Origin of the sequence: Leptolyngbya sp. FACHB-261 (assembly GCF_014696065.1) — a bacterium.
Taxonomy (GTDB): Bacteria; Cyanobacteriota; Cyanobacteriia; order FACHB-261; family FACHB-261; genus FACHB-261.
Window position 1 is genome coordinate 16,934 of sequence record NZ_JACJPL010000030.1, and the last position, 22,662, is coordinate 39,595.

Sequence of the window (22,662 nt, forward strand, 5' to 3'; positions counted from 1 at the left end):
TATGTCTGACGTGCTGCCTCAAAATCCCTTGACCATACCCGTGCCCCTCAACGAAAGCGAACGGTTAGCAGCACTTTATCGCTACAACATTCTCGACACACCACCCGAAGCAGCATTCGACCGCATCACCGCCTTAGCTGCCCGTCTGTTTGGAATGCCAATCGCCCTAGTTTCCCTGATTGATGAGTCGCGCGGTTGGTTCAAATCGGCTTATGGCATTGACCTAAAAGAAGTGCAGCGGGATGCCACCATTTGCAGCTTAGCGCTGTTGTCCAGTGAGGTTTTAGTCATTCCCGATACCCGCCAAGACTATCGCCTCACCTGTAACCCATTTGTGCAAAATGAACCAGGTCTACGATTTTATGCAGGTGCACCATTGCTGACCCGAGATGGCTTTAATCTGGGCACCCTTTGTCTGCTTGATACAAAACCACGCGATGCGCTGACCGATGAGCAACAGGAAGTTTTGTCAGATCTTGCAGCAATGGTGGTGGATGAACTAGAGCTACGATTGGCAGCCCGCAGAGTTGCTCAGATTGATAGAGCTTTACTACAGGTAACCCAAGGTGTTGCTGCAGCAATAGGTGAAGCCTTTTTTTCTGCCCTAGTGCAACACTTCACCCAAACCTTAGGAGTTGACTACACATACATTGGTTTGGTGAGCGGGGACCATCAAGAGTCGATTAGAACGATTGCCGCCTGTGCTAAAGGGCAAATCATCGACAACTTTGAATACCTATTGCAGGATACTCCGTGTCGGGAGATCATCCAAAACCGAAAACTGTGTTCTTATCCCAAGGGAGTCCAGGCGCAATTTCCCAATGCACCACTGCTAGAGCCTCTGAATGTGGAAAGCTATGTAGCGATTCCGTTTTTTGACTCAATAGGTACACCCCTCGGTTTGTTGGGGGTCATGGATGGCAAACCCTTAGAAAATATCCAGCTTGCAGAGTCTTTACTGACCATCTTTGCCCTGCGGATTGCCACCGAACTAGAGCGCCAGCAAACTGAAGCCGCACGGCAACAAGCGCAGCATGAGTTGGAGCGTCTGGTGCAACAACGAACGGCTGAATTATCCCGAGCAAACGAACTCCTTCACTTAGAAATTGCTGAACGCCAGCAAACCGAAGTCACCCTACAAAGAGAACAGGAGACGCTGAAGGTATTGCTAGATAACGTGCAAGCAGGGATTGTCGCCTGTAACGCTGAAGGAACCTTAACTCTATTCAACCAAGCGGCACGAGAATTTCATGGATTACCGGAGCAACCGCCACCCACAGAGCAGTGGGCAACCCACTATGACCTATATCTGCCTGATGGTAAAACACGAATGCCGAAGGAGGAGATCCCCCTGTTTCGAGCATTACAGGGAGAGACGGTTGACAACGTTGAGATGGTGATTGTTCCCAAGCAGGGCACAGCGCAAACTCTGCTCGCAAGTGGACAGACGATCCTTGATGCTCAGGGCAAAAAACAGGGCGCAGTCATCGTGATGCATGACATCACCGAACGCAAACGGGCTGAGGAGGAACGGGCGCAATTGGTGCGCGAGCAAGCTGCTCGGGCCATGGCTGAAGTATCCCAGCAACAGGCAGCCTTTTTGGCAGAGGTCAGTTCTGTGCTGGCTTCTTCACTGGAGTATGAGCAAACCCTGCAAAGCGTTGCCAATTTAGCCGTTCCCTATTTTGCAGACTGGTGCTCTGTAGATTTGCTCAATGATGATTGCAGCATCAGTCGGGTTGCTGTGGGGCATTCGGACCCCGAAAAAGTGAAGCTGGGGTGGGAAGTTGCTCAACGCTATCCCAGGCATCTGAGTGACGGGGATGGGATCTCGAAGGTGATGCAAACCGGGCAGAGTGAAATTGTCCCTGAAATTACCGATGAGCAGTTAGTGGCATCTGTTCCAGATCCTGGATACTTACAAATCCTACGAGGGTTAGGCTTAAAGTCTTGCATTGTGGCTCCTTTAAAGGCACGGGGACGAGTGCTAGGCAGTATCTCCTTTGTCTTTTCGGAATCTAATCGTCACTACAGCTTGGTTAACCTGGATTTGGCTGAGGAGCTGGCACGTTGTGCTGCGGTCGCCATTGACAATGCCCGCCTCTATCACATGGCTCAACAGGCAAAGCAAGCTGCCGAAACAGCCGCTGAGCGCACGGCTCGTTTACAAACAGTGACAGCTGCCCTTTCAGAATCCCTTACCCCTAAGCAAGTTGCAGGTGTAATCGTGGAACAGAGCATGGCAGCTTTAGAGGCTACGGCTGCCCTAGTGGTTTTAGTGAGTGCAGATAGGACGGAACTAGAAATTGTCAAATCGATCGGTTATCAAGCAGACCTAGTAGAGTCTTGGCGCAGGTTTTCGATCAATGTTGATGTCCCACTGGCAGAAGCTGTCCGAACGGGGGAGCCTCAGTGGATGGAAACATTGGCAAACCGAATTGCTTGCTATCCTCATCTCGCTCATATCTACAGCCGATACGATTTCGACTCCTGGATGTCGCTTCCTTTAGTTGTGGAAGGCAAATCTGTGGGCGGCATGCTGCTCAGTTTTAAGGAGTTCAAGCAACTGAGCCAGGATGAGCGCGAGTTTATTCTTGCCCTTAGCCGCCAGTGCGCTCAGGCAATTTCCCGGGCCCAATCCTATGAGGCAGAACGCAATGCAAGAGCCGAGGCAGAACAGGCCAACCGGGTGAAGGATGAATTTTTAGCGGTGCTGTCCCATGAGTTGCGCACGCCGCTCAACCCCATCTTGGGCTGGTCAAAGCTCCTGCAAAACCAGAAGCACGATAATGCTACCTTGACTCGTGGTTTGCAAACGATCGAGCGCAACGCCAAATTGCAAACTCAACTGATTGAAGATTTATTGGATGTCTCCCGAATTCTGCGGGGCAAACTCAGTCTCAATGTGGCTCCCGTAGATCTAAAGCCCACCCTTGAAGCCGCAATGGAAACAGTGCGTCTGGCAGCAGAAGCGAAGGCAATTCAGATTCAAACCCAACTAAACCCAACTGTGGGGTGCGTCTCAGGGGATGCCGATCGCTTACAGCAAGTTGTTTGGAATCTACTCTCCAATGCTGTCAAGTTCACACCACGGGGTGGACAAGTGCAAATTACCTTAGAGCAGATTGATTCTCAAGCGCAGATTCAAGTTAGTGATACCGGAAAGGGCATTACACCAGAATTTCTTCCTTATATCTTTGAGCGCTTTCGCCAAGCCGATAGTAAAACCACCCGTGAGTTTGGTGGCTTAGGGTTAGGATTAGCGATCGTGCGGCAACTGGTTGAACTGCATGGCGGTACAGTTCAGGTCGACAGCGCTGGTGAAGGACAGGGCACAACGTTCACAGTCAGACTACCGCTACTCCCGGGTAAGGTCAAAAACGTGAAGGATGAAAAAGATAATCTTCAGTCTCTCGCCTCCAGGGCGAATCCTTTACAAGGTGTTCGAATTTTGGTTGTGGATGATGAAACGGATGCTCGTGAATTGCTGGTTTTTGTACTGGAACAGGCTGGAGCAATCGTCGCTGAAGTTACCTCTGTAGCCGAAGCACTCCAAACGTTTGAGCAGACAAACTTTGATCTGCTAATCAGTGACATCGGGATGCCAGAGATGGATGGTTACATGCTGATGAAACAGGTGCGGGCTTTAGAAGCAGAAGCTAAGAAAATTCCAGCCATTGCACTGACAGCCTACGCTGGAGACTTCAACCAACAACAAGCCTTGCAAGCAGGATTTCAGAAGCATATTTCTAAACCTGTAGAGCCTTCTGTACTAATTACTAACATTACAGCTCTGATTAATCGGTGACTGTAGCAAGCTAATCTGAGCACTACAAACCTGGTGACTAAAGCCGTGTCGCCCCTGTAGACTCAGAGACCCTGCAGGTGAGTTTAGATCTGGTCTGCGTGAGCAGAATGCTCAGATTCAGGTGCTTGAACTTAGCCGGAGCCACGAGCGCCGTCTGTAAAACCTAGAACAGGACCAAGGCTGATGAAGTTGTAGGCAGAGTGAAAAAGTGGAACGGCAGTGGCTGACGTCTCGACAATCAATTGTGGTGGCTGCGGGAATCGCTCAGTCTCTTCAGCATTTTGCTATATTCTTGCCGAGCTGCCTGAAGTTCCTTACGGGTCTGTTGAAGCTCTAAACGCAGGTCCACCAATTCCTCCCGGGCGTGCAGAAGCTCCTGATGCATGTCTTGGATCTCCTGGCTGACCTCACTGTATTCAGATTGAAGCAGCCTGACCAGTTCTGGTTGCACCCCCTTTTCTTTATAGCTTCTCTCCAACGTTTTTCTGGATCCAACCGCTTCTGTCAATTCCACCTGTAACCAGCCTTTCCACTTGATACCCTCACCTATAAAATGAGAGGCATCTTCGCCTTAAGCATCCACCTCTAGGGCGAGACGCACAGGAAGCAGGCAAACCTCGCTAGGCTTGCAAAAGACCAAAGAATCAGGAACAATCACCCATCAGAGGTTAAGCATTTACCCTTAGGGAGGCAAACCAGGTGATTTCAAGACAGTTCTCCCCTCGCAGGAGTAGCAATTAGTGGAGGAGCGCCCGCTCATATTGTTGGTTGAAGATCAGGAGGACAACCAACAGCTGCTCGCATTCATCTTGGAAAGCTTAGGATTCTCCTACGTTATTGCTGCTAACGGCGCTATAGCCCTAGAGCTAGCTCAGCAGCAGCCACTAGACCTAATTCTGCTTGATATTGCCATTCCGGAAATAGATGGGTTGGAGGTTGTGCGACAGCTCAAGGCGGATTCGAAAACCTCTACTATTCCAGTAGTCGCGGTTACAGCAATGGCAATGGTGGGAGATAGAGACCGTATACTTGCCGCTGGCTTTGACGCCTATGTGAGCAAGCCCTACATACTGGACGACATAGAGGAAATCACCACACGCTATTTGGGTATACCTGATGCCATTAAATACTGACCACTCTCCAGCAAAGCGTTAATTCTTGTAAAGGTGCAATTAAGAACCCCCTAGCTGTGCTGCTAGGGGAAAGACAAAGTTCCTTATAGAGGATACATTAACCCTGGCTCCTTTTGGCAAAATACTAGGAACCATCATAAAGCGCAACTTATGGGTGCTACCTCAGGACTTATCAAGCCCGGCACTCTCGAGGTTTTTAGCTCCCTTTCCAATTTGTGCAAAAATTCGTGAAGCAATTGAACAAACAAAACATTAGGTGCAATAGAAGCACCCTTCAATAGCTTGTAAAAGCCTTGATGAAGCTAGTGGCATAATACTGAAAGACTGCCTATATTACTCCGGAAGAATGTGCATTCTATGCCTTGACCAGCGGAATTCCCAATAAAAAGCTCCCCGCAATGCCTCGGAGAGCCGAAAGGAGCCAACTAAATGTCTCGCTCATCCCAGCGTTCCCCGTTCCTACAAGGAAACCCCTACCGTTGTGGCAGGGGCTTAGATGTCTGAGGAAATCGTCAAGGTCGTGGCAGACGCGGCGATGGCGATTGCCTATCAATGATGCCTAGGCTTGCTGAATCGGACCCGTGTAGTAACCGTTGTCTTCAGGACTTGCTGAAGCCGTCAGCAGGTGGTCTCGGACTTGGGTCGGAATCGCAGCAGTCTCAAACCGTTCCCGTAACTTGTCAGGAATTGCGGCTTGCAGGTTGCGCACGTCGTATTGGCTGTCAGAGGGGCTGATCACACCAGCAGAGGCGGTCAGAAGGCGGTCCCGCAGTTGTTGGGGAATCTCAGCAGTCAGCATGTGGTTCCGCACGTCAGTCGGAATTGCTCCGATTGTGAACTGAAGGCGCTGGTCTTCAATACCAACAGAGCCGTCAGCGGTCAGCAGGTGGTCTCGCACTTGAGTGGAAATGGCGGCGGTCTCGAAGTGCTCGCGAATCTTCTCAGGGATGGCGGCTTGAGCAGTAGAAGCTAGACCAAGGGTGAAGAGGGTGGCTAGAGCAGCGTTGCGAAGAGTGGTTTTCATTTCCTTTACCTCAGACTGTTTGGGCTCGAACTCTCGATGTCTTTAATGTAGACCCTAATTGTTTGAGTGTCAACAGTTTGACTAGAGGATTTTAGACAAGTCCTGACAAACGTTGGAAAAGCAAGCTCGGCAGGGGCTGATTTGCTACTGGTTTCCCAACCCATCTCTGTTCCCTGTTCACTAGTGCTTAGCAGTAAGCAGGCTGTGGGGCGGCTGTAGGCTGAAATGGGGGTCTCATTCCAACACTCCTAAGCATCCTCAAGCAGCAGGCGCACGGGTCTCAATCGAACCGTTGTAGCTCTCATTTATGGGCTTGTGGCTCCGACGAGATTACTCGTCGTCAAAGCCAATCGAAAATTCCAAAGACCCTGCTCTGCTTATATCATCAAGATATTATTGCATCCCAGATTGTTTTTGTGTCCGCATACATGCGAAAGCGACAAATTTTCCCGGCGCGTAAATCGTAAATGTGTGCAGCAGATGCAGACATTAATTTGCTCGAAACACGGTGATGTCCGACATATTGCCCAAGGACAACGATCGAATCACCTGCATCAAGAAACTGTTCGATTTGATAGGCAAACCCTTCCCATTTACTATCGTTAGCTTTAAAGACCCCTTCAATCACCTCAGTAACACCTTTGCGAGTAGTACCATCTGGAAACCCCTTGTTCTGAATCCATTCAAGATCATCGGTGCAAATGTGCAGGAAAGCATCGTAGTCCTTTTCGCGAAAGGCACGGTAAAGTTCTTGAACAGTCTCAAAGTTGCTCATTGTCCCTTGTCATTCCTATCTATAGATCAACACTGTCCGCAGCAACACAATCGATATTGCAAATTTGTCCTGTCTGGGACACTCTCGTAGTAGAACGATTGCTTTAATCTCAACCAAAAGCTCTGGAAATGCTAATCTGGATACTTGCAGCCCAGCGGACGAAGTAGGCAGTGTATGCCCCTGGTAGAACTCTGCCCGTTCGGGCATTACTCAGCTTTAAAACGATCCATATCGGTTGTAAAGATGGATTCTTTGATGACATCAATAAACGTCGTACTGTGCGCTTCCAAAATTCACTATGTTTCCAACTGGGACAGCTTGAGCATAACCAAGGAATTTGGTGAAGTCTCTACCGTGAAAGAAGACTTCTTTCCGAATTGCTTACTTTATAGGTATGTGTTTCTGGATGTATTGATAAGGCTGTTGTATAACAGGAAATCTCAACCTGAAAGCCGCACTGATCCTTGATGGATACATTTACTCGTCCGATCGGGACTGGTAAATGCTCGTCCTAGGTTTTCTGCGGTTTTCAAGTAGAGATGGCGACGCTCTGCATTTGCTTCACCCTCCACATCAAGAAAGTAATGGCTCTCAACATCTGTGAGTCCGCAATAAGCAAAGGTACCCACCTCAAGCTGCGCCTTCATAGCATTGTCGTAGCCATACTTTTCATAGGTTGCTTTCCTTGAGCCACCTGTAGCAAGAATCAGGGTTGGGCGATTTTTCAGCAACCCTCGGCTGGTTGCTTGGGGATCAACAGACCAGGCCCAGCCTCCAGTAAGGACGCGATCAAGCCAACCTTTCATCAGGGCAGGCATCCCCCACCAGTAAACTGGAAAGATGAAGACTAGTGCATCTGATCGATCGACACGAGCGTGTTCTACTGCTATCTCAGTTGGCAGAGGTTCACCCCAAAAGTGAGCGTGATCGGCTTGGGTAAATCGAGGGTCAAACCCCTCTTGATGCAGATCAACAATCTCAGCTGTGGTTCCAGGGTTATCTTCAATGCCCCTGACAAAAGCTTGTAAAACAGCATGAGGAAAGGTTCCCTCAACAGGGTGTGCAAAGATGATCAGAGTATGCATTTCCTTCACTGATTCCTTTTCATGCACAATGGCGTTGATGTACTCCAATTCTTACAGCTATGCAATAAGGTTCACAAGTAGGCAGTTTTCAGACAGATACTTACCAAAGGGATACCTTTATGCAAGCACAGGACTTTCAGCCAACGGCGATCGCCAATCGCGACATAACTGGAATTGATGCCTGGGATACCTGTGACAATCGTCATTCAACGATAGCTTGTCCAACAAGCGAAGTACTTGATTTAATCGCACATAAATGGACGGTGCAGATTATTTACTACCTACACCAGCAAAGAGTGCTTCGCTTCCGTCAACTGCATCGTCTTGTTGCACCGATCACTCAAAAAGAATTGACAAAACGGCTGCGGAAGCTAGAATCTGTGGGACTAATCAACCGTACGGCGTATGCAGAAGTTCCGCCTCGCGTTGAGTATCAATTAACCGAGTTGGGGCTAACTTTAGTGCAACCATTGGCTGTCTTAGCTCAATGGGCTGAGGACAATCTTGATACGATTAAAGCTCACCAATCTCAAAATCAGAATATTGATTAAATGAACTGGACGATCGCCTCCACGAAATCGATTGTGTCGCAAAAACTTTTAGAAATCCTATCCGTGGAGTTGAAGCAGACATATTACAACGCTGCCAATAGTGCTTCAGGAATCTCTTGTGACACTGGCATTATTACTCCTAGCTCGATTGCAGCAGCTAGACATTCTTCTAAAAGCTCTTGCTTATTTTGGGGTTCAGTGACTCGGCTCATGAGCTGATAGTTAACATAACGGTTATAACATTAATGATTAACATAGTCGGATAGAAGAATATAGCTCATATGCTCCAAGAAAAAAGCCGCTCAATTTGTCGTTCGTGATTTTCGGCATCGCGCTTTGGTCTGAAGCATTTCTATCTATTCGGTTTGGCAGAGAGACGTTGTTTGTCAGTGGTAATCCTTGGCTCCTGTTGCTATTTTCGTGATCTTATACTTACAGCATAGGCTTTAGTCAGAGCGAGTTCAGTGATCGGCAAAGTTAGTGGGGAGAATTTGCTGAGTGTTATGGTATTGATGGCTTTGACGGCTCTGTTATTGGATGGTGTTACATTAACTTGGTTTCAGCGTTGGTGTGGTCTTGGGCAAACAGATTTGTTACTCGCAGATGCCTGGCTGCTATTAGGTGTTGTGTTGGGGTGAGTTTGACCGTTGGATATTGGGAATCCCACCGCTATGTTGACTAAAAATTCTGAGCATGCCGCAAGCTAACCAGCCGCTGGAGCAGCGATTTGAATACTTTGCACTTCGTTTTAGTTCTCTCATCACCGCTTAACTTGGCTGCTAGCCTGCTTTGCTCATTGGTTAGCGCGGTAGTCGCAGGGTTATCTGTGAGCGTTCAAGTCTACTGAGTGACGGTTATCTGTGGATAGTTTTGAAGTTGTTGATTAGATTAGAGCTGACTGATACCACCATCAACGGCAATCTCAGTGCCTAAAACATAAGTAGAATCTGAGGTGCTGAGAAACAAGACTGCTTTTGCAATCTCCTCAGATGTGCCAAATCGCTTCATGGGGACTTGATCAACAATGTTTTCTGCCAGTGCTTCAACCGCTTCTTGAGGCATATCCAACTTGCCATAAATAGGTGTTGTGATTGCACCTGGACTGACCGCATTGACTCGAATACCACGGCTCACCAGTTCCGCCGAAAACGTTCTTACCATTGATCGTACCGCTGCTTTACTTGCCGATAAAGCACTCGTGCCAGGAATACCAATCTCGCCTAGAAAAGAGGTATTGAGAACGATTGCAGCATTGTCATTCAAATGGGATGCCGCTTTTTGAACGGTGAAGTATAGTCCCTTTACGTTGATGTTGAACAACTGGTCATACACTGTCTCAGTCATTGCTTCTAGTGTTGCAAATTTTGCAATGCCAGCGTTGGCAAAGAGAACATCAATCTTGCCAAACTCCTTCGTGATCTCAGAGTAAAGCTGCTCAATTTGTCTCAAATCCACAACATCAGCTTGAAGTGCCAACACATCGCCACCGATTGCTAAAGCTGCTTCATTCAAGGTGTTGCGGTCGCGGCCAGAAATAACAACCTTGGCTCCTTCTTGCCTGAACAGCTTAGCTGTTGCTAATCCAATCCCACTGCCACCGCCTGTCACAAGGGCAACTTTTCCAGCTAATTTCACGATATTTGCCCTCTCATTTGGAGTGACTGAATACTTTTTTATAGAAGCACAAGCCACTATCGATCCGGAAGTGTTTACTAAAAAGTGATATACTTACTAACTAGTAAAAATAGCGCTAGAACAAGACTTCGCTGATGAATAATCAAACGAACAAACAGGCAAGAGCATACCTTGCTGAAGCACAGGTGTTTGATACCACCTGTGCTGCTCCTCAAGCGCTCGAACATATTGCAAGCAAATGGGTGATTTTGATCATCTATGCACTCTCTCAAGGCACAAAGCGATATAGTCAACTACAACAGCAAATTAAGGGTGTCTCACCAAAAATGCTGATTCAAAATTTGCGAAAGCTGGAAGCTTGTGGGCTGGTTCATCGGGTCGTGCATCCAGTTGTGCCACCACAGGTAGATTACTCACTCACACCGCTTGGCCAAACACTTGTTGATCCATTAACAGTTCTCTGTGAATGGGCAATAAACCATGTTCACGAATTGAAACCCGGTCAAAAGAATCGAGAACGTAGGTCTTCTTGACAGAATAAAGTCTTTATGATGCCTTTGTAGCATAGATGCCGACGCTCAGTTTAGCCGATTTGGGTAGTGGTTGGCATTTGAAGCGGATCAGTTAGTATCTGAGCCCAAATTGTTTTGAGGCTATTGAGGAGACAAAGTTTTTAGATTATTGGAAAGCAATCCTAGAGTCATTGCTTTCCCACCAGCACTCTACGCTAAGACATTATTCAGTTTCGTTTTCCCAATCAGCCCGACATGGTTTACGGAAGCTTGGTGTGATAACTTCGCGTGAATAACAACCTCATCGTTGTTGGGTCGAGCAAGAGAAATGTTCACTGGGTTGCTCTAAGTGACATGGGCCGTTGGATCTCAAACGTCCTCATGAGGTTCAATACGATCAGCGTCATGACACTAACTGCTCAGGGACGAGACGCTCTGAGCTTGGCTGAGCGAGCACGGCTGAGGCACAACGAGCTTACGTCCTAGACAAAGAACTCAGACAGAGCCAGGTAATGGACTGAAATAGATTAAGCGGGAGTCTAACGTTGCTGTTGAGCAGCTACAAGTAGCTTCTGCATCTGTAGTAATACTTGATTCAGTCCGCTTCAACAGCAACGTTAGGCGGCATCTTAATTACAGGCGTAGCGTAGAATAATACAATCGCTTGCGCTAGCGAAAGGAAAAAGGTGGCAGCAAGTAATCCGAGTGAGACGGGTAGGCGGAAGGACTCGTCGCCATGCAGAAGGAAATACGAGTGAATACTAACTGCAATTACTCCTCCAGCCACGAGCAGCCAAGAAAAAACAATACCAGCGGTACGACCTTGAGTTAAACATCGCTGACCGAAAAGGATCAGCATGACCAGTGGAATGTTAAGTAGCAAGTTTAGTTGAATTCCCCCCGGCATCCCAAACAAATTCCACTCATGCCAATATGCAGCGTCGATTTGGTGCGTAATAAGGATGGTTGCATTCACAAGATAGAGCCAAGAAAGCATAGGCTTGGCTACCACTGTCTCTTTAATCAACATACCGTTTTGTAGAAGAAAGCAGATCTGATCTGAATCTATATCAAATACTTACCATTAGCAATTACTTCATAGGTAATGTAGCCCAGGACCAAGCTCACCGGACACAGTTGACCTCCGCAACTCGCCAATCTCCCTGACAGTTCCGGTGCAGCGACTTGTTAGCTGGCTGGTGCTACTCGTTAAAACTAATTTAACCCAGTTTATCCAAAGCAAAAAATAGGGATGATGTACAATCAGAATCAATCAACTTAGTAGAAATGATTCAATATCATCCAATCTGGGACAGTATCCATCACCCATATCAACTTCAAGTGTAGGAATGGGTAAAAGCGGCGGATCGTATTTCCTAACGGTATTTCGATTCCTTCTTGAGCAGCACGTACTCCCCAGTCCCCATGAAATTTGAGCCGATTTGGAGCAGATAAGCTGCGTTGAACAAAACGTGCTCTCGCTAAATGCGGGTCAACCGTGCAAACGATTATCTTGATTTGTGATGATCGGGAGAGCCATTCCAACAGTGATACCCAGAGATGATGTTGAAATGCCGCTTCAGCGATCAGCGTGATTTGCTTTGTTAGCAGAAAGTCTAAAACTTCAAAAAATATGCTGTAAATACCGGCATTGCTGAATAAGGGTATGAAGCTAGGCTAGAACAGGCAGCTCCCGAAACTTGAGATAGTGCAGTAGCAATCGAATAGAGTGTGCCAGTATTTCTACGGTCTTGGAATAACACAAAGTCTTGCGATGCAAACGAGCCAGGTAGTGCCGCAGTCGTGTGTTTTCATTTTCAACCAGAGGCATGTATGTCTTGCTGACAATTTGGTCACCTGGTGGAATGAAGCAAGGATAGACCTTCCAACCATCTGTGACATAAAAATAACAGTGCCAGGGTTCGACCAGATCCCACAACGTCTTGAAGGTCTTGCCGCTACGGTCACCTAAAACCCAGCCCAGAATCCCTTGCTTGAAATGGTCTACGACTGTCCAGAGCCAGATTTTGTTTTTTTCGAGCCAACAAACGTTTCCAGCTCATCGAGTTCACCGACCTGGGGACCTGTGTCTGGATCATAGACATCGGGCAAGCGAGTAGCCACTTGCTTAACCCAGTGAATGACTGTGGTATGGTCGACGCCTTTGCCCCGTTCAATCGCGCGAAAGCCGGAGCCACTGACGTACATCTTGAGGCATTCGGCTTTGACCTCATCGCTGTAACCACGGGTGCTTTTGTAAGCATCGATAAACTGGCGACCATAGGCAGCGCAGATGTGATTCTGCTTACCTTTCTTCTTGCCGTTCTTACGGATATGAGTATCGCCACACTCGGGACAGTGCATTGTCGTCTGACCTCAACTCATACCTCTATTCTGCAACGCCACTCCGCGCCAGTTTTTGTCGATGACCGATTCGGCTCAGCGTTGTCTGCCACTTGGTAGCTGACGCCTCGGGTTAAACAGAAGGTGCGGCCCTGCGAGATCGGTGTCCAATTCCCCTTTCAGGCAAAGCAAGATATACCCCTTCACACACCAGTGGTTTACAACATAGCCTGCCGTATACTCAACCATTCAGACCTGGAGCCTACCAAAGTGGCGTGTATGCCAATACGCATTTCCGGTTTCGCCAGGATGCTCGGTACACTCAACGTCCTTCCAAGCGGTGCTACCGAACGGGATTTCAGCAATATCCATAGCACCTACCTTTCCGCAGGTGCACGAATGATGGCCTACAGTCGTGGTCGGAAACTGCACAAGGACGGTGGGACTCTACCACGAGCTGGCCGACCTCGATCTGGAGGTGGAGGCGTGTCTGATTGCGAGCAGCGGAGCAGAGACAATTGCCTATCGTCAGCACCTGAGGACAGCCGGAGAGGAAACCGAGTTGCATCACGGCTAGCAGATCGGTACAGGCCTGATTGGGCTGTCGCTAGACGACCTGGTGCAGCGGACGGTTGTTAGTTGCTGGTGCTGAGTTCAGTCTCATTTGCCGCCGACTACAACCGTTGTGCCGCATTGGTGAGCGAAGAGCAGGGCGACTTAGCTTTCAGCGATCGCGAAGATAAATGCCTTATAAAAAGTTAACGTTAGGCTATGAGATCTATGTCAAAAGGCTGATTATTTTCAAGTACTGTTATGATTTCCGTATTGAACGAGGGTACAAGAGTCGAGATGCTAGACATTGACCCTGATCAGTTTGGTCTTGAGCAAAAACTGCTGGTTCTCGTCGTTGAAGATGATGAGGACAACCTGTTTCTAGCGACGCAAATCTTGAGCTATTTAGGCTGTGTTTGTGCAAGCACAAACAACGTTCAGATAGCCGTCGAACTCAGTCAACGTCTAAAACCAGCCCTAATCCTGTTAGATCTAAAATTGTCAGGTGAGGATGGACTCAAAGTAGTTCGTCAACTAAGACTAGACCCAAGCACTGCTGCAATTGCGGTGATAGCAGTGACAGCGCAGGTGATGCCTGGGCACAGAGAGCGAGCCATCGCAGCAGGCTGTGATGACTATCTCAGAAAGCCTTATATGCTTGAGGAACTTGAGGCAGTTGTTCGACAACACCTCAACCTAGCAAGTCCAGCTACCCAAATAAGCGCCGATGTTGAGAGCTTACCGTAGTTTGTGCTTAGGAGATTAGCAACTACTAGCAACAGCTTTTTCATGAGCCAAAAGATTGCAAATTTTCCCTTCTGCAAGGCAGAGTTTCTGTCACTTGTCAAAAGGATTGACAAGAGTACCACTTTCATCTACTCTTTGAGCTATAAAGGTCATGACTAATAAAGCGCCCCAATTCTAATTTAATTAGGGGCGTACTTATATTGCCAAATTTAAGCTTGTCTTTAAGAAGCAGACTTACCTAACTCTGTTTCTACCCAGACTTACCTTCACAAGGTTGGCTAGGAGAACTACCGTTTGAGCCATTTAATTGATCCAGTCTTTTTCTGAAGTCTTGTCGAAATGTCTGCAACTCTTGTCGGGTTTGCTGCAAGTCAGACCGCAGGCTCCCCAGTTCACTTCGCGTTTCCTGAAGCTCCTGTCGCATGCCTTGAAGCTCCTGCCTCACCTCACTGTATTCAGTTTGAGGTAGCTCTATGTCATAACGGCTGCCAAGGCCCTTTTGCTTGTGCGATGCCAGTTGCATGCCCCTTCCTCCAGTTGTTCTCACCCAGCTTCTTCTGAAGCTAAGCAATTGTAGCAATGCTGGTTAAATTAAACTTAGCACTTAAAACATCAACATAAGATAAGCAATATTTATGTGTAAGCCACCCTCCTCAAGGCAGAAACTCTGAAGCTATCAGTGACTCCAGACATTTCGTAAACCAGTTAAAAAACTTACAGTGACACAAAATTTTGAGTCAGTTCTTCAATCGTTTTCACTAGCTGATCAATAAAACGGACGTTTTGCCCTCGACTAAATCTGGGTCCTACAATATAGGGGCTACTCATTAACTCCTCCACGCTAGGCTTGGCTCAGTAGATAGACGAACCTACAGTAGGTCAATCCAACAATCTCAGTTTGAGTGATGAATCTACTTCTTGCAGTTTTAGCGGGAATTGAATTTTGTTTTCCCCATCAGAAGTTGTACTTTCCTTGGGGATCGCGTGGAGCTGTGGGCATAGAATTTTGAAGCGAAGATCGCAATAAACAACACAACGCCTACTGAGGATTTTGGCTTCAGTGCGAGCATACTTTTGCCCGAGGTATTTTACCTAAAGTTTTGAGACCCATCGCCAATTAGCCTCATGATTGTATTGATTATCACAACTCAAGCTCTTTCACCCTAGAAGTAGGAAGGAGAAATTCAAATTTCTCGAATTTATGTAATGTTGTAGCGTTAGAAACACAATCTTTTTACACACCCAAACGCTCTCTCTCTCTTTCTAGGAGTGTTGCATCATGGCCATTGGGATAGAGTACTTCCGGTCGCAGGCTTAGCGTGATCATGGGATGGTAATCGTGGATGAATGGAATAATGATAAGTACCTAGATGACCTGCTAGCGAGGCAAGCGGAAACTCTAAAACGCATTAGGGACCTACTTGAGCAGATGCGCCAATTGTTAGCGCCCATCTTAGAACTGGCATATCAAGAGTTTGAGCAACAAGAACTTGAGCAACATTCAGACGACTCTGAGCTTAGGATGTGTCATTGCTGTGCTCCCAAAAAGCTATGGTCTGAATCAGAGGATGACGACACCTGAGGTTCTGTTGGCTGCTCCTTTAACTTCACTGGCCCTTTGATATGTTGTTTGTAAAAGTTCAACATAAGAGATGTGGTCAGCAGACCATTTTAGATTTCCAGCTAAACCAGAGATCATTGTGTCGGCGAACGTTGCACAAATAGTCAAGGTATTGGAGTATATCTGTCTCTCCTGAGTAAAAAGGCGAATCAGTCCAGGATAAGAAGCCGTTTCTGTGTTTTAACTAGTCATATTGCTTAAGATTAAGACTTCATCTTTACTGGTGCGGCCCAACTCACAAGGTTGGGTTTTTCTTTGGCTAGGGTCGAGAGCTAGAGAAATATAAATATATTCCCCTAGGTGGTTGCTACCGATCTCCACTAAGTCAAAAATCCTATGACGACTGATATGGGAAGAAGTGACTTGGAAAATTGGGTGAACCCACTCCCGTTGGGGAAGTACATAGAGGTTCCTATCACGGTCTACTTCTATACCAGTAGATGGACTCCGGTACTGAAGCTCTCGCTAGCCGAAGGAATTGAGTTGAGCAACCACGCTTTAAAGGAAGGATTCGAAATTCTTGTTTTCCCTCACAAGTTGGATCCCAATAGCTGGTAAAAAGAACTAGCACACAAACAGCACACTTTATCAATCATTCCTGCCTCTGTCTGGTAACGTACAGTGTACGCTCGCGTACTTTGCCATAATTGGAGTAGTTAAATTCGCACATTTAAATCAAACTTGCAATTTACGCTTCAGAAAATTCATCTTTTGACATCGAAACCAGGCTCCATGGCCTTCTATTGATGTTGTCAGTTGTCTTTTCCAGGTCAACTGCATCTAAAAGAAAGGTTTATTTTCATGGTTATAACGACGGAGCCTTATAAGCTTAGTACCCAAAATAGTCTTCAAAACCAGATTCTCTCTGTCCTGCCGAGGGAGGAGTACGAGCGGCTTGCACCTCACTTGCAACTCGTCTCGCTCACCCAAGGTGAGTTTCTCTATGCACCTGGCGAGCCAATCGAATATGTCTATTTTCCGAACCAGGGCGTTATCTCGCTGGTCCTGACCCTAGAAGACGGCTCAATGGGCGAGGTTGGTTTGATTGGGCAAGAGGGAATGGTGGGTCTAGCAGTCATCTGGGGAAACCTGCCTCCTACCAGTCAAGCTCAGGTACAGTTGCCTGGGGACGCCTTCAGTCTGAAGGCGTCAGTAATCAAGACAGAATTCAGTCGCGGCGGGGCTTTACAGGATCTGCTGCTGCGCTACACCAAAGCGCTGTTTGCCCAGGTTTCGCAGTCAGCCGTTTGCAACGCTAAACACACGATCGAAGAGCGGCTGGCTCGTTGGTTGCTGATGAGCCAAGACCGGGTTCAATCCGATGAGTTTCCGCTCACGCAAGAATTCATCTCGCACATGCTGGGAGTGCGCCGCGCTGGGGTGACGGTGGCGGCGGGTGACCTGCAACGGGCAGGGCTAATTCGCTACAGCCGAGGCAAGATCGCAATCCGGGATCGTGAGAGCTTAGAGGCCACTGCCTGCGAGTGCTACCAAGTTGTCAAAACAGAATTTGAGCATTTGTTTGATGACTAGGGAAGCGGACAGCCCGATCTAGGTGCAAGGCGTCGTCTAGAAGACCATTGGGATCTAAACAGGTCTCTCATACCAATTCTCCAAAACTGAACGATAGATGATATAGGACTTGCAGTGGGTTCAGCCATACTTGACCAGTTGCGCCAGCAGTTAAGAGAACAACTGAAAGCACTGACGCCTGAGGTGGTCGCATCTATTACAGGACATCAGTCCATTTTGAATGCTCTATCTATTGCCAGGATCTAGAGAATTGGTATTACACCGGTTCTCAATAAAAAGCTTCCCACGATAGCTAAGGGAGCTGACGGGTCTTTCGAAATGGCTTACTCCAGGGTTCCCATTTGCAGCAAGAAAGACTCTGCTTGCGGGTGCTCCGCTGCACTCGCAGCCTGGACTCGACCTGAATGCCTTGCACCAATTCCCAACAAAAAGCTCCCACAATGCCTTGGAGAGCTGGTCGTTCTTGCGCAATGGCTTACTCTAGCGTTCCTTCTTACAACAAGAAAGCCCCTGCCGAGAGGTGGGGGCTCAGATGTCTGAGAAAATCGTCAAAGTCGTGGGGCAGCGCGGCGCTGGCGATTACCTATTGATGCTTATGCTCTCTGAATCAGACCCGTGTAGTAATTGTTGTCCTCAGGGCTAGTTGAGGCGGTCAGCATGTGGTCCCAGACTTGGGTCGGAATCGCAGCAGTTTCGAAGTGATCCCGAACCTTCTCGGGGATGCCTGCTTGAGCAGCAGAGGCTAAACCGAGGGTGAAGACGGTGGCTAGAGCAGCGTTGCGAAGGGTGGTTTTCATTTCCTTTACCTCAGACTGTTTGGACTCGAACTCTCAATGTCTTTAATGTAGGCCCTAATTGTTTGAGTATTAACAGTCAGATACAAGCTTTTGTCCAAGCCCTGACCAAGGCTCGAAAAGCAAGACCGGCAAGGGACAGGTTTACACTTCCCAACTGCCCTCTCAAGCAGCAGGCGCAAAGTTCTCAATCGAACCGATATAGGTCTCATCTAGAGGCTTGTGGCTTTGGCGCAATTACTACTATCAAAGCCGTAGGCAGCATCCTGGCTGCATACAGGCTACTTTCGGCTGACTCTCGAAGGGTATAGGAGGCCGGGAATACCCGGTAGAGGATGGGAGGACAGTTCGTTTCGCCTCCTAGCAGACTCTTGATCACATGCCGTAGCAGCGCTGTTCTCCGCGTTGACGGCGTAACCGGCTTGCTGAAGAATCTGCTCGCAGCAGAGCCGTCTTCGGCAGGTTTAGACCCTGGTTCAGTGCAAAATGCAAAAAACTGGCAGCCTACTTTGTCAGCTACCGGCTCCCCGAAAGAGGGGCGACCCATATTCAGTTGTGCAATCGGTATCGGACTCATCAATTTTGAGTCTCAGGCAAAAGGTACAAAGAGATTGCCCTGAATAGGAGTCCTATCAAGTTCCAGTTGACCTGCATTCTCTGCTCCTTCAACGGCGGCGAGTAAGACCGTCGGATGCAATGCAGGCTGTCCCAGAGTGGAGCGCAATCTAACAGCGAAACGAGACATATTCTCAGGGGTCACACTGTACCCCTGCCAAGCCAGCCGCTGCTCCCACTCAGAGCGAACCCAAAACAGGGCGGCAACAATCTCCTCAGTCTTATTGAGCGCTTGGAACAGGAGAGAAAGCGTGCCAGGGGCCTCCGCCCAGTACCTGAGTTCCAGAGGCCAGTCAGGCAGGTCGTTGATATAGTCGCTTAGGCTTTCCAGGTCATAGTTGTCGTCGTCGTTGTATTCGTCGCACTCAACTGGCTCAGCCACGAGGAACTGGTCCCGGAGCAAATCTTGGAGGTATTCCCGCTCGGTGGCCACCTCGTGTAGTTGAACCCCCAAGGCACGAGCGAGATAGCGGGCGAGATTATCAACAGCTTCTGCCAGGTCGTCGTCACCAGAACACTCATAGCGGTTGAACTCTTGCTTGAGGCTGTCAGTCGAGAGCACAACGATGTCATTGAGGAGAACCATGACCAGGCATTCACCCTCCTCAAAGTCCTTGATTTCAAGGGAGATGAGTGAAGAGAGGGCAAAAGTCTCAGGGAGGGCTGGATCCAGGTTCGCGTACTTTGCGGCCAGGTTGCCCATCACCCTCACATAGTCCTCAGGAGGACCCATCTGCAACTGGAGGTGATGGGCAACAGCTTCCACATTTGCGTCTGTGAGGGCATAGCCTCTCCAGGGCAGCTGGCCTTGAATCTCTGCTTTGGTCCAAACCAGGCTCTCGAGAAGCTCTGTCTCCTGATCCAGACGGGGCATTAGGAGGTTCGTAAATTGATCGCGGAGTGTTAGGTCCGGTTCGCTAGGACCGACATGGACAGAACTCCAGTCATTCAGCCGACTCGCCAAACTCAGCAGATAGTCAGGCTGAAACTCCTCATCGAACAGAGAGTCTCTATATTCCTTTAGCTTCTCCTCCTGCCATTGGGGCAGCAGATATTCCCGTTCGGCGCGATTGTGCTCCCTTGTTTGACGGCGCTCCTCTCGTTCCGCCTGCTCCTCTTCAGTGAGTTCCTCGTCGTCATCTTCGTCCTCAACAAGGCCGTCGTCATCGTCCTCCTCGTCCTCAGCAAGCTCTGGGTAGTCGTCGTCAAAGTCCAGGCTGTAGTAGTCCTTGATCAAGTCGAGAGTTTCTATATGAGCGGTTCTAAGGGGGATATTAAGCGCCCCTGCAACTTCACGGGCGAAGCTATCCAGAGCATCTGCTGGATCATTCATGAAGTAGAAACAATCAGAGCTAATTACGCTCCAACCAATGCTAAGGACGCTCCCGTTATATTCTGTCTCTACATAAATAACTTCGTCTATAGGATGCATAGTACATCAATTTTTATATTAATGAACGCTAGCTTATCACTAACAGAAAATTATGTAAGCACAAAAAACAGCCCTAAATGGGCTGCTGCTGGCTTAGCGTTTTTTGTTGCCACGGCCACGGTGTTTGTGTTTATTTTTTTTGTTTTTCTGAGCTTTCTCTTTAAGCTGAGCTTGTTCGACCCAAGGATCCAAAGCTTCAACCTCAGAGCCTGCTTCAGCAAACACCTCAGCGTCTTCTGAGATGTAGGGCTTAGATTGAAATTGCTGGAAAACACAGGAGAGCTTGTATTGGTCAAGCAGAACACTAATCGCTTGATGCTCGCTCGGCAGCAGATATAAAAGGCCGGAACCTTCAGGGAGCACGAACTCTCTGTTAATCGCCCAGTCCTGAGACTCAGAACTGTAGGTCACGCTCCCGATAACTTCACCGCTCCACAGAACCGTGGACTGGCTAGCAGTAACCTTACGATAACCTAGCTCGGGATATTGAGTTGCTAGACTGCCCATTGGCGAGTGATCTAGGGCCTGAGCTTTAAGTCTGGGGGAGGCGGGTTGTGCCTCAGTGGATTGAATCGGTTGCTGTTGGGGCTCCGCAATCAGGAGCGCTGGGGCTGAAACAGTAGAAGTAGAGTTGTTGTCACTCCTACTCATTGCTGCCCAGAACGCCGCGATGATCGCAGAGTCTACAACAAGAATGAATAAGAAAAGCATAAACTCTACTATGTTTGTTTATATGTGAATCAGCTATAGGTTTATTGACTGTTAGCTTCTGTTACCAGGCGGACAAGGTCTGCGCCGTTTTAGCAGCGGGCAAGGCAAGTTGGGGAATTACAGAAATCGGCTGCCAGGCATCACTTGCGATTGCTTGATTCATCAGGTTCTCATCGCGCTGGCGCTTGCGTCCTTGCCGGTCCTTCCCTTGGGGATGCTCACGCCATTGCCGAATCAGTTTCTCAACGGCATGGCGGAGCAGGATATAAGGCTCAGCCCCACGACTCCAATAGTTCCAGCCCTGTGTTCCCTTGGCGATGATCTGCCAGCCGCCTTCATTGGCCGCTTGGATCCAGCCAAGTTCTACATCGGGTTGGCCTTCTATTCTCTGAGCCAGACCATACATACCGCTCTCGTAAGGTGTGAGTGCAAACCCCTGCGGCAGGTCAGACTCAGCAAACTCTTGAGCTTCCTCGGTGACATCAGCGAGCTGAGCGTCAGTAGGGTCGGTCTGGTTCTCAGCCTCAGCTCCGTTATAGGGAGCAACGGGGAGAGGCACACGGGCAGTATCAGCACTACCAGAATCAGGAGCACTATTGTTGTTCCGTCTACCTAACAATAGAGATAACAACAGTAAATCAATAAAGATTACAAAAAGAATTACCATACCTCTATTTTAGCTTATATCCACCCACTCTATCTACTTATAAAAATAGTAAAGGCTGAAAATGTTATAATAGAAGCAATACAATTTGATTTTAATAAAATAAATGAAAGTCAAGTACATTTATATTAGGCTTGACCAGTTTGACGCAACTTACTCATTGTTCGCGATTGATGGCCTTGCGATTCTATCCTCTGAGGTGTTTAATCACAGCGCAGATTCTGAGAGTATCATCGAGGCCGCAGCCAGTAACGCAGCCCAGTCATTAGGGGTACCGCTACTGTGCTGCGAGCTGACTTGGCGAGAGTTGGAGAATTACTACGGTCCAGATTGGTTAAGTGTGTTAGTCGGTGACCCCTACAGCAGCAATACAGGCCGCCTGGATGAGGAAGCTTTCCTAACCATGGCTGAGCAAGTTGGCTACACCGACGAAGATCACTATCCAGTCATGCATGATGACGACGACTATGAAAACGTCGATGATGTGCTCGATGAGGTTCGCAACCATCCTGATGTCCTGCTACTAGCCGTGTGGTCACGCCAGGAAGCAGAGGCGATTCTCAAGCAAAGCGGTTATGCCGTCAACCCGTACAATCTCAATCTCCTGCAGCGAATCGTCAAGAATCTACTGGGTGGCGAAAGCAATTATCCAGGGATTCTTTACCGGGTTGCTCTGTCCTCTGACAACTTCCGTGCAGAGGGAGAAAGCGATCTTTATGCAATGAGCGACGCCGCTTACGCGGACTACGAATAAGCCGTTAGCGCCCCCCTTGATCTCAGGATCAAGGGGGGCGCTATTGTCTAAGAACTGTGGATAAAGCTCTTCGCGTGAACGAGAGACGGCCTGATTCTCAAGAACCTGGGGGAACGGCTGGGCTCAACTAAGCGAAGCTTCCTGACCACACTGAACTCTTCTTGGGCCTTTACTCTAATGCCGCCATACCCTTTGGCAAGAATCTCTCAGTCCAGACTCTAGTCCAACGGCTTCCGCTACTGCCTTGTCATGCAAAACGCTGTCACTTTGACATGAACGCTCAGCCGATTGGGGCTCAGCCCCTTCAATCTGGCCTGGAATTCCTGCAGCACCAGGGGTTGGGGCACGACGCCTTCGACGTTTGCTCATGTCC

The 22,662-nt window shown here is 48.4% G+C and carries 21 protein-coding genes; 8 read left to right on the forward strand and 13 right to left on the reverse strand.

The features are described 5' to 3' along the window. The first annotated feature begins 1 nt into the window (after window position 1). The gene (locus H6F94_RS25025; RefSeq protein WP_190805009.1) at window positions 2–3,808 is read left to right on the forward strand and encodes a GAF domain-containing protein; all 3,807 of its coding nucleotides are present in this window, start codon (window positions 2–4) and stop codon (window positions 3,806–3,808) included. 238 nt (window positions 3,809–4,046) lie between these two features. On the opposite strand, the gene H6F94_RS25030 is transcribed toward H6F94_RS25025, so the two are convergent. After that, the gene (locus tag H6F94_RS25030) at window positions 4,047–4,193 is read right to left on the reverse strand and encodes a hypothetical protein (RefSeq protein WP_190805010.1); all 147 of its coding nucleotides are present in this window, start codon (window positions 4,191–4,193) and stop codon (window positions 4,047–4,049) included. Window positions 4,194–4,548: 355 nt separating this feature from the next. Here H6F94_RS25030 and H6F94_RS25035 point away from each other — a divergent pair, with 355 nt between their 5' ends. Continuing rightward, entirely contained in the window at window positions 4,549–4,941 is a 393-nt protein-coding gene (locus H6F94_RS25035) for a response regulator (protein ID WP_190805011.1), read from the forward strand. 559 nt (window positions 4,942–5,500) lie between these two features. On the opposite strand, the gene H6F94_RS25040 is transcribed toward H6F94_RS25035, so the two are convergent. From H6F94_RS25040 to H6F94_RS25050, 3 genes are all read right to left on the reverse strand, one after another. Next, a complete protein-coding gene (locus H6F94_RS25040) occupies window positions 5,501–5,965 on the reverse strand; it encodes a hypothetical protein (RefSeq protein WP_190805012.1) in 465 nt (154 codons plus the stop codon). A gap of 385 nt (window positions 5,966–6,350) precedes the next feature. After that, the gene (locus H6F94_RS25045; RefSeq protein ID WP_190805013.1) at window positions 6,351–6,740 is read right to left on the reverse strand and encodes a nuclear transport factor 2 family protein; all 390 of its coding nucleotides are present in this window, start codon (window positions 6,738–6,740) and stop codon (window positions 6,351–6,353) included. A gap of 440 nt (window positions 6,741–7,180) precedes the next feature. Then, window positions 7,181–7,825 carry an NAD(P)H-dependent oxidoreductase gene (locus tag H6F94_RS25050; protein WP_190805014.1) on the reverse strand — a complete coding sequence of 215 codons (645 nt, stop codon included), beginning with the start codon at window positions 7,823–7,825 and terminating at the stop codon, window positions 7,181–7,183. 119 nt (window positions 7,826–7,944) lie between these two features. Here H6F94_RS25050 and H6F94_RS25055 point away from each other — a divergent pair, with 119 nt between their 5' ends. Continuing rightward, window positions 7,945–8,376, forward strand: coding sequence for a winged helix-turn-helix transcriptional regulator (locus tag H6F94_RS25055; RefSeq protein WP_190805015.1), 432 nt, complete (start codon window positions 7,945–7,947; stop codon window positions 8,374–8,376). Window positions 8,377–9,264: 888 nt separating this feature from the next. Here the strand turns inward: H6F94_RS25055 and H6F94_RS25060 are convergent. Then, entirely contained in the window at window positions 9,265–10,011 is a 747-nt protein-coding gene (locus H6F94_RS25060; RefSeq protein ID WP_190805016.1) for an SDR family oxidoreductase, read from the reverse strand. A gap of 134 nt (window positions 10,012–10,145) precedes the next feature. Here H6F94_RS25060 and H6F94_RS25065 point away from each other — a divergent pair, with 134 nt between their 5' ends. Continuing rightward, window positions 10,146–10,544: a winged helix-turn-helix transcriptional regulator gene (locus tag H6F94_RS25065; RefSeq protein ID WP_190805017.1), complete on the forward strand. Its 399-nt coding sequence runs from the start codon at window positions 10,146–10,148 to the stop codon at window positions 10,542–10,544. A gap of 574 nt (window positions 10,545–11,118) precedes the next feature. Here H6F94_RS25065 and H6F94_RS25070 read toward each other — a convergent pair. Both H6F94_RS25070 and H6F94_RS25075 read right to left on the reverse strand, forming a co-directional pair. Further along, window positions 11,119–11,553: a DUF6713 family protein gene (locus H6F94_RS25070; protein WP_190805018.1), complete on the reverse strand. Its 435-nt coding sequence runs from the start codon at window positions 11,551–11,553 to the stop codon at window positions 11,119–11,121. Window positions 11,554–12,195: 642 nt separating this feature from the next. Beyond that, a protein-coding gene (locus tag H6F94_RS25075) for an IS1 family transposase (RefSeq protein ID WP_190805019.1) occupies window positions 12,196–12,887 on the reverse strand; the annotation gives its coding sequence in 2 pieces (ribosomal slippage) (window positions 12,196–12,557 and window positions 12,557–12,887; 693 coding nt in all). 418 nt (window positions 12,888–13,305) lie between these two features. Between H6F94_RS25075 and H6F94_RS25080 the strand changes: the two genes are divergently transcribed. Then, window positions 13,306–13,443 carry a hypothetical protein gene (locus H6F94_RS25080; RefSeq protein WP_190805020.1) on the forward strand — a complete coding sequence of 46 codons (138 nt, stop codon included), beginning with the start codon at window positions 13,306–13,308 and terminating at the stop codon, window positions 13,441–13,443. A 236-nt stretch (window positions 13,444–13,679) separates the two neighbouring features. Beyond that, on the forward strand, window positions 13,680–14,165 hold the full coding sequence (locus H6F94_RS25085) for a response regulator (RefSeq protein ID WP_190805021.1): 486 nt from the start codon (window positions 13,680–13,682) through the stop codon (window positions 14,163–14,165). Between the two features lie 250 nt (window positions 14,166–14,415). Here the strand turns inward: H6F94_RS25085 and H6F94_RS25090 are convergent, their stop codons facing one another. After that, a complete protein-coding gene (locus H6F94_RS25090; RefSeq protein WP_190805022.1) occupies window positions 14,416–14,688 on the reverse strand; it encodes an OmpH/Skp family outer membrane protein in 273 nt (90 codons plus the stop codon). Window positions 14,689–16,587: 1,899 nt separating this feature from the next. Here H6F94_RS25090 and H6F94_RS25095 point away from each other — a divergent pair. Beyond that, window positions 16,588–17,319, forward strand: a complete 732-nt coding sequence (locus H6F94_RS25095; protein WP_190805023.1) for a Crp/Fnr family transcriptional regulator — start codon at window positions 16,588–16,590, stop codon at window positions 17,317–17,319. 593 nt (window positions 17,320–17,912) lie between these two features. On the opposite strand, the gene H6F94_RS25100 is transcribed toward H6F94_RS25095, so the two are convergent. The 4 genes from H6F94_RS25100 to H6F94_RS25115 all read right to left on the reverse strand — a co-directional run bounded on the left by H6F94_RS25100 (window position 17,913) and on the right by H6F94_RS25115 (window position 21,538). Beyond that, the gene (locus H6F94_RS25100; RefSeq protein ID WP_190805024.1) at window positions 17,913–18,116 is read right to left on the reverse strand and encodes a hypothetical protein; all 204 of its coding nucleotides are present in this window, start codon (window positions 18,114–18,116) and stop codon (window positions 17,913–17,915) included. 586 nt (window positions 18,117–18,702) lie between these two features. Next, entirely contained in the window at window positions 18,703–20,061 is a 1,359-nt protein-coding gene (locus tag H6F94_RS25105; RefSeq protein ID WP_190805025.1) for a hypothetical protein, read from the reverse strand. Between the two features lie 192 nt (window positions 20,062–20,253). Continuing rightward, window positions 20,254–20,811, reverse strand: a complete 558-nt coding sequence (locus tag H6F94_RS25110; RefSeq protein ID WP_190805026.1) for a hypothetical protein — start codon at window positions 20,809–20,811, stop codon at window positions 20,254–20,256. A gap of 121 nt (window positions 20,812–20,932) precedes the next feature. After that, complete coding sequence (locus H6F94_RS25115) at window positions 20,933–21,538, reverse strand: hypothetical protein (RefSeq protein ID WP_190805027.1); 606 nt, start codon at window positions 21,536–21,538, stop codon at window positions 20,933–20,935. A 103-nt stretch (window positions 21,539–21,641) separates the two neighbouring features. Here H6F94_RS25115 and H6F94_RS25120 point away from each other — a divergent pair, with 103 nt between their 5' ends. Beyond that, window positions 21,642–22,289 (forward strand): hypothetical protein, encoded by a 648-nt coding sequence (locus H6F94_RS25120; protein ID WP_190805028.1) that lies wholly within the window; start codon window positions 21,642–21,644, stop codon window positions 22,287–22,289. Between the two features lie 174 nt (window positions 22,290–22,463). On the opposite strand, the gene H6F94_RS25125 is transcribed toward H6F94_RS25120, so the two are convergent. Then, window positions 22,464–22,658: a hypothetical protein gene (locus tag H6F94_RS25125; protein WP_190805029.1), complete on the reverse strand. Its 195-nt coding sequence runs from the start codon at window positions 22,656–22,658 to the stop codon at window positions 22,464–22,466. Window positions 22,659–22,662: the final 4 nt, after the last annotated feature.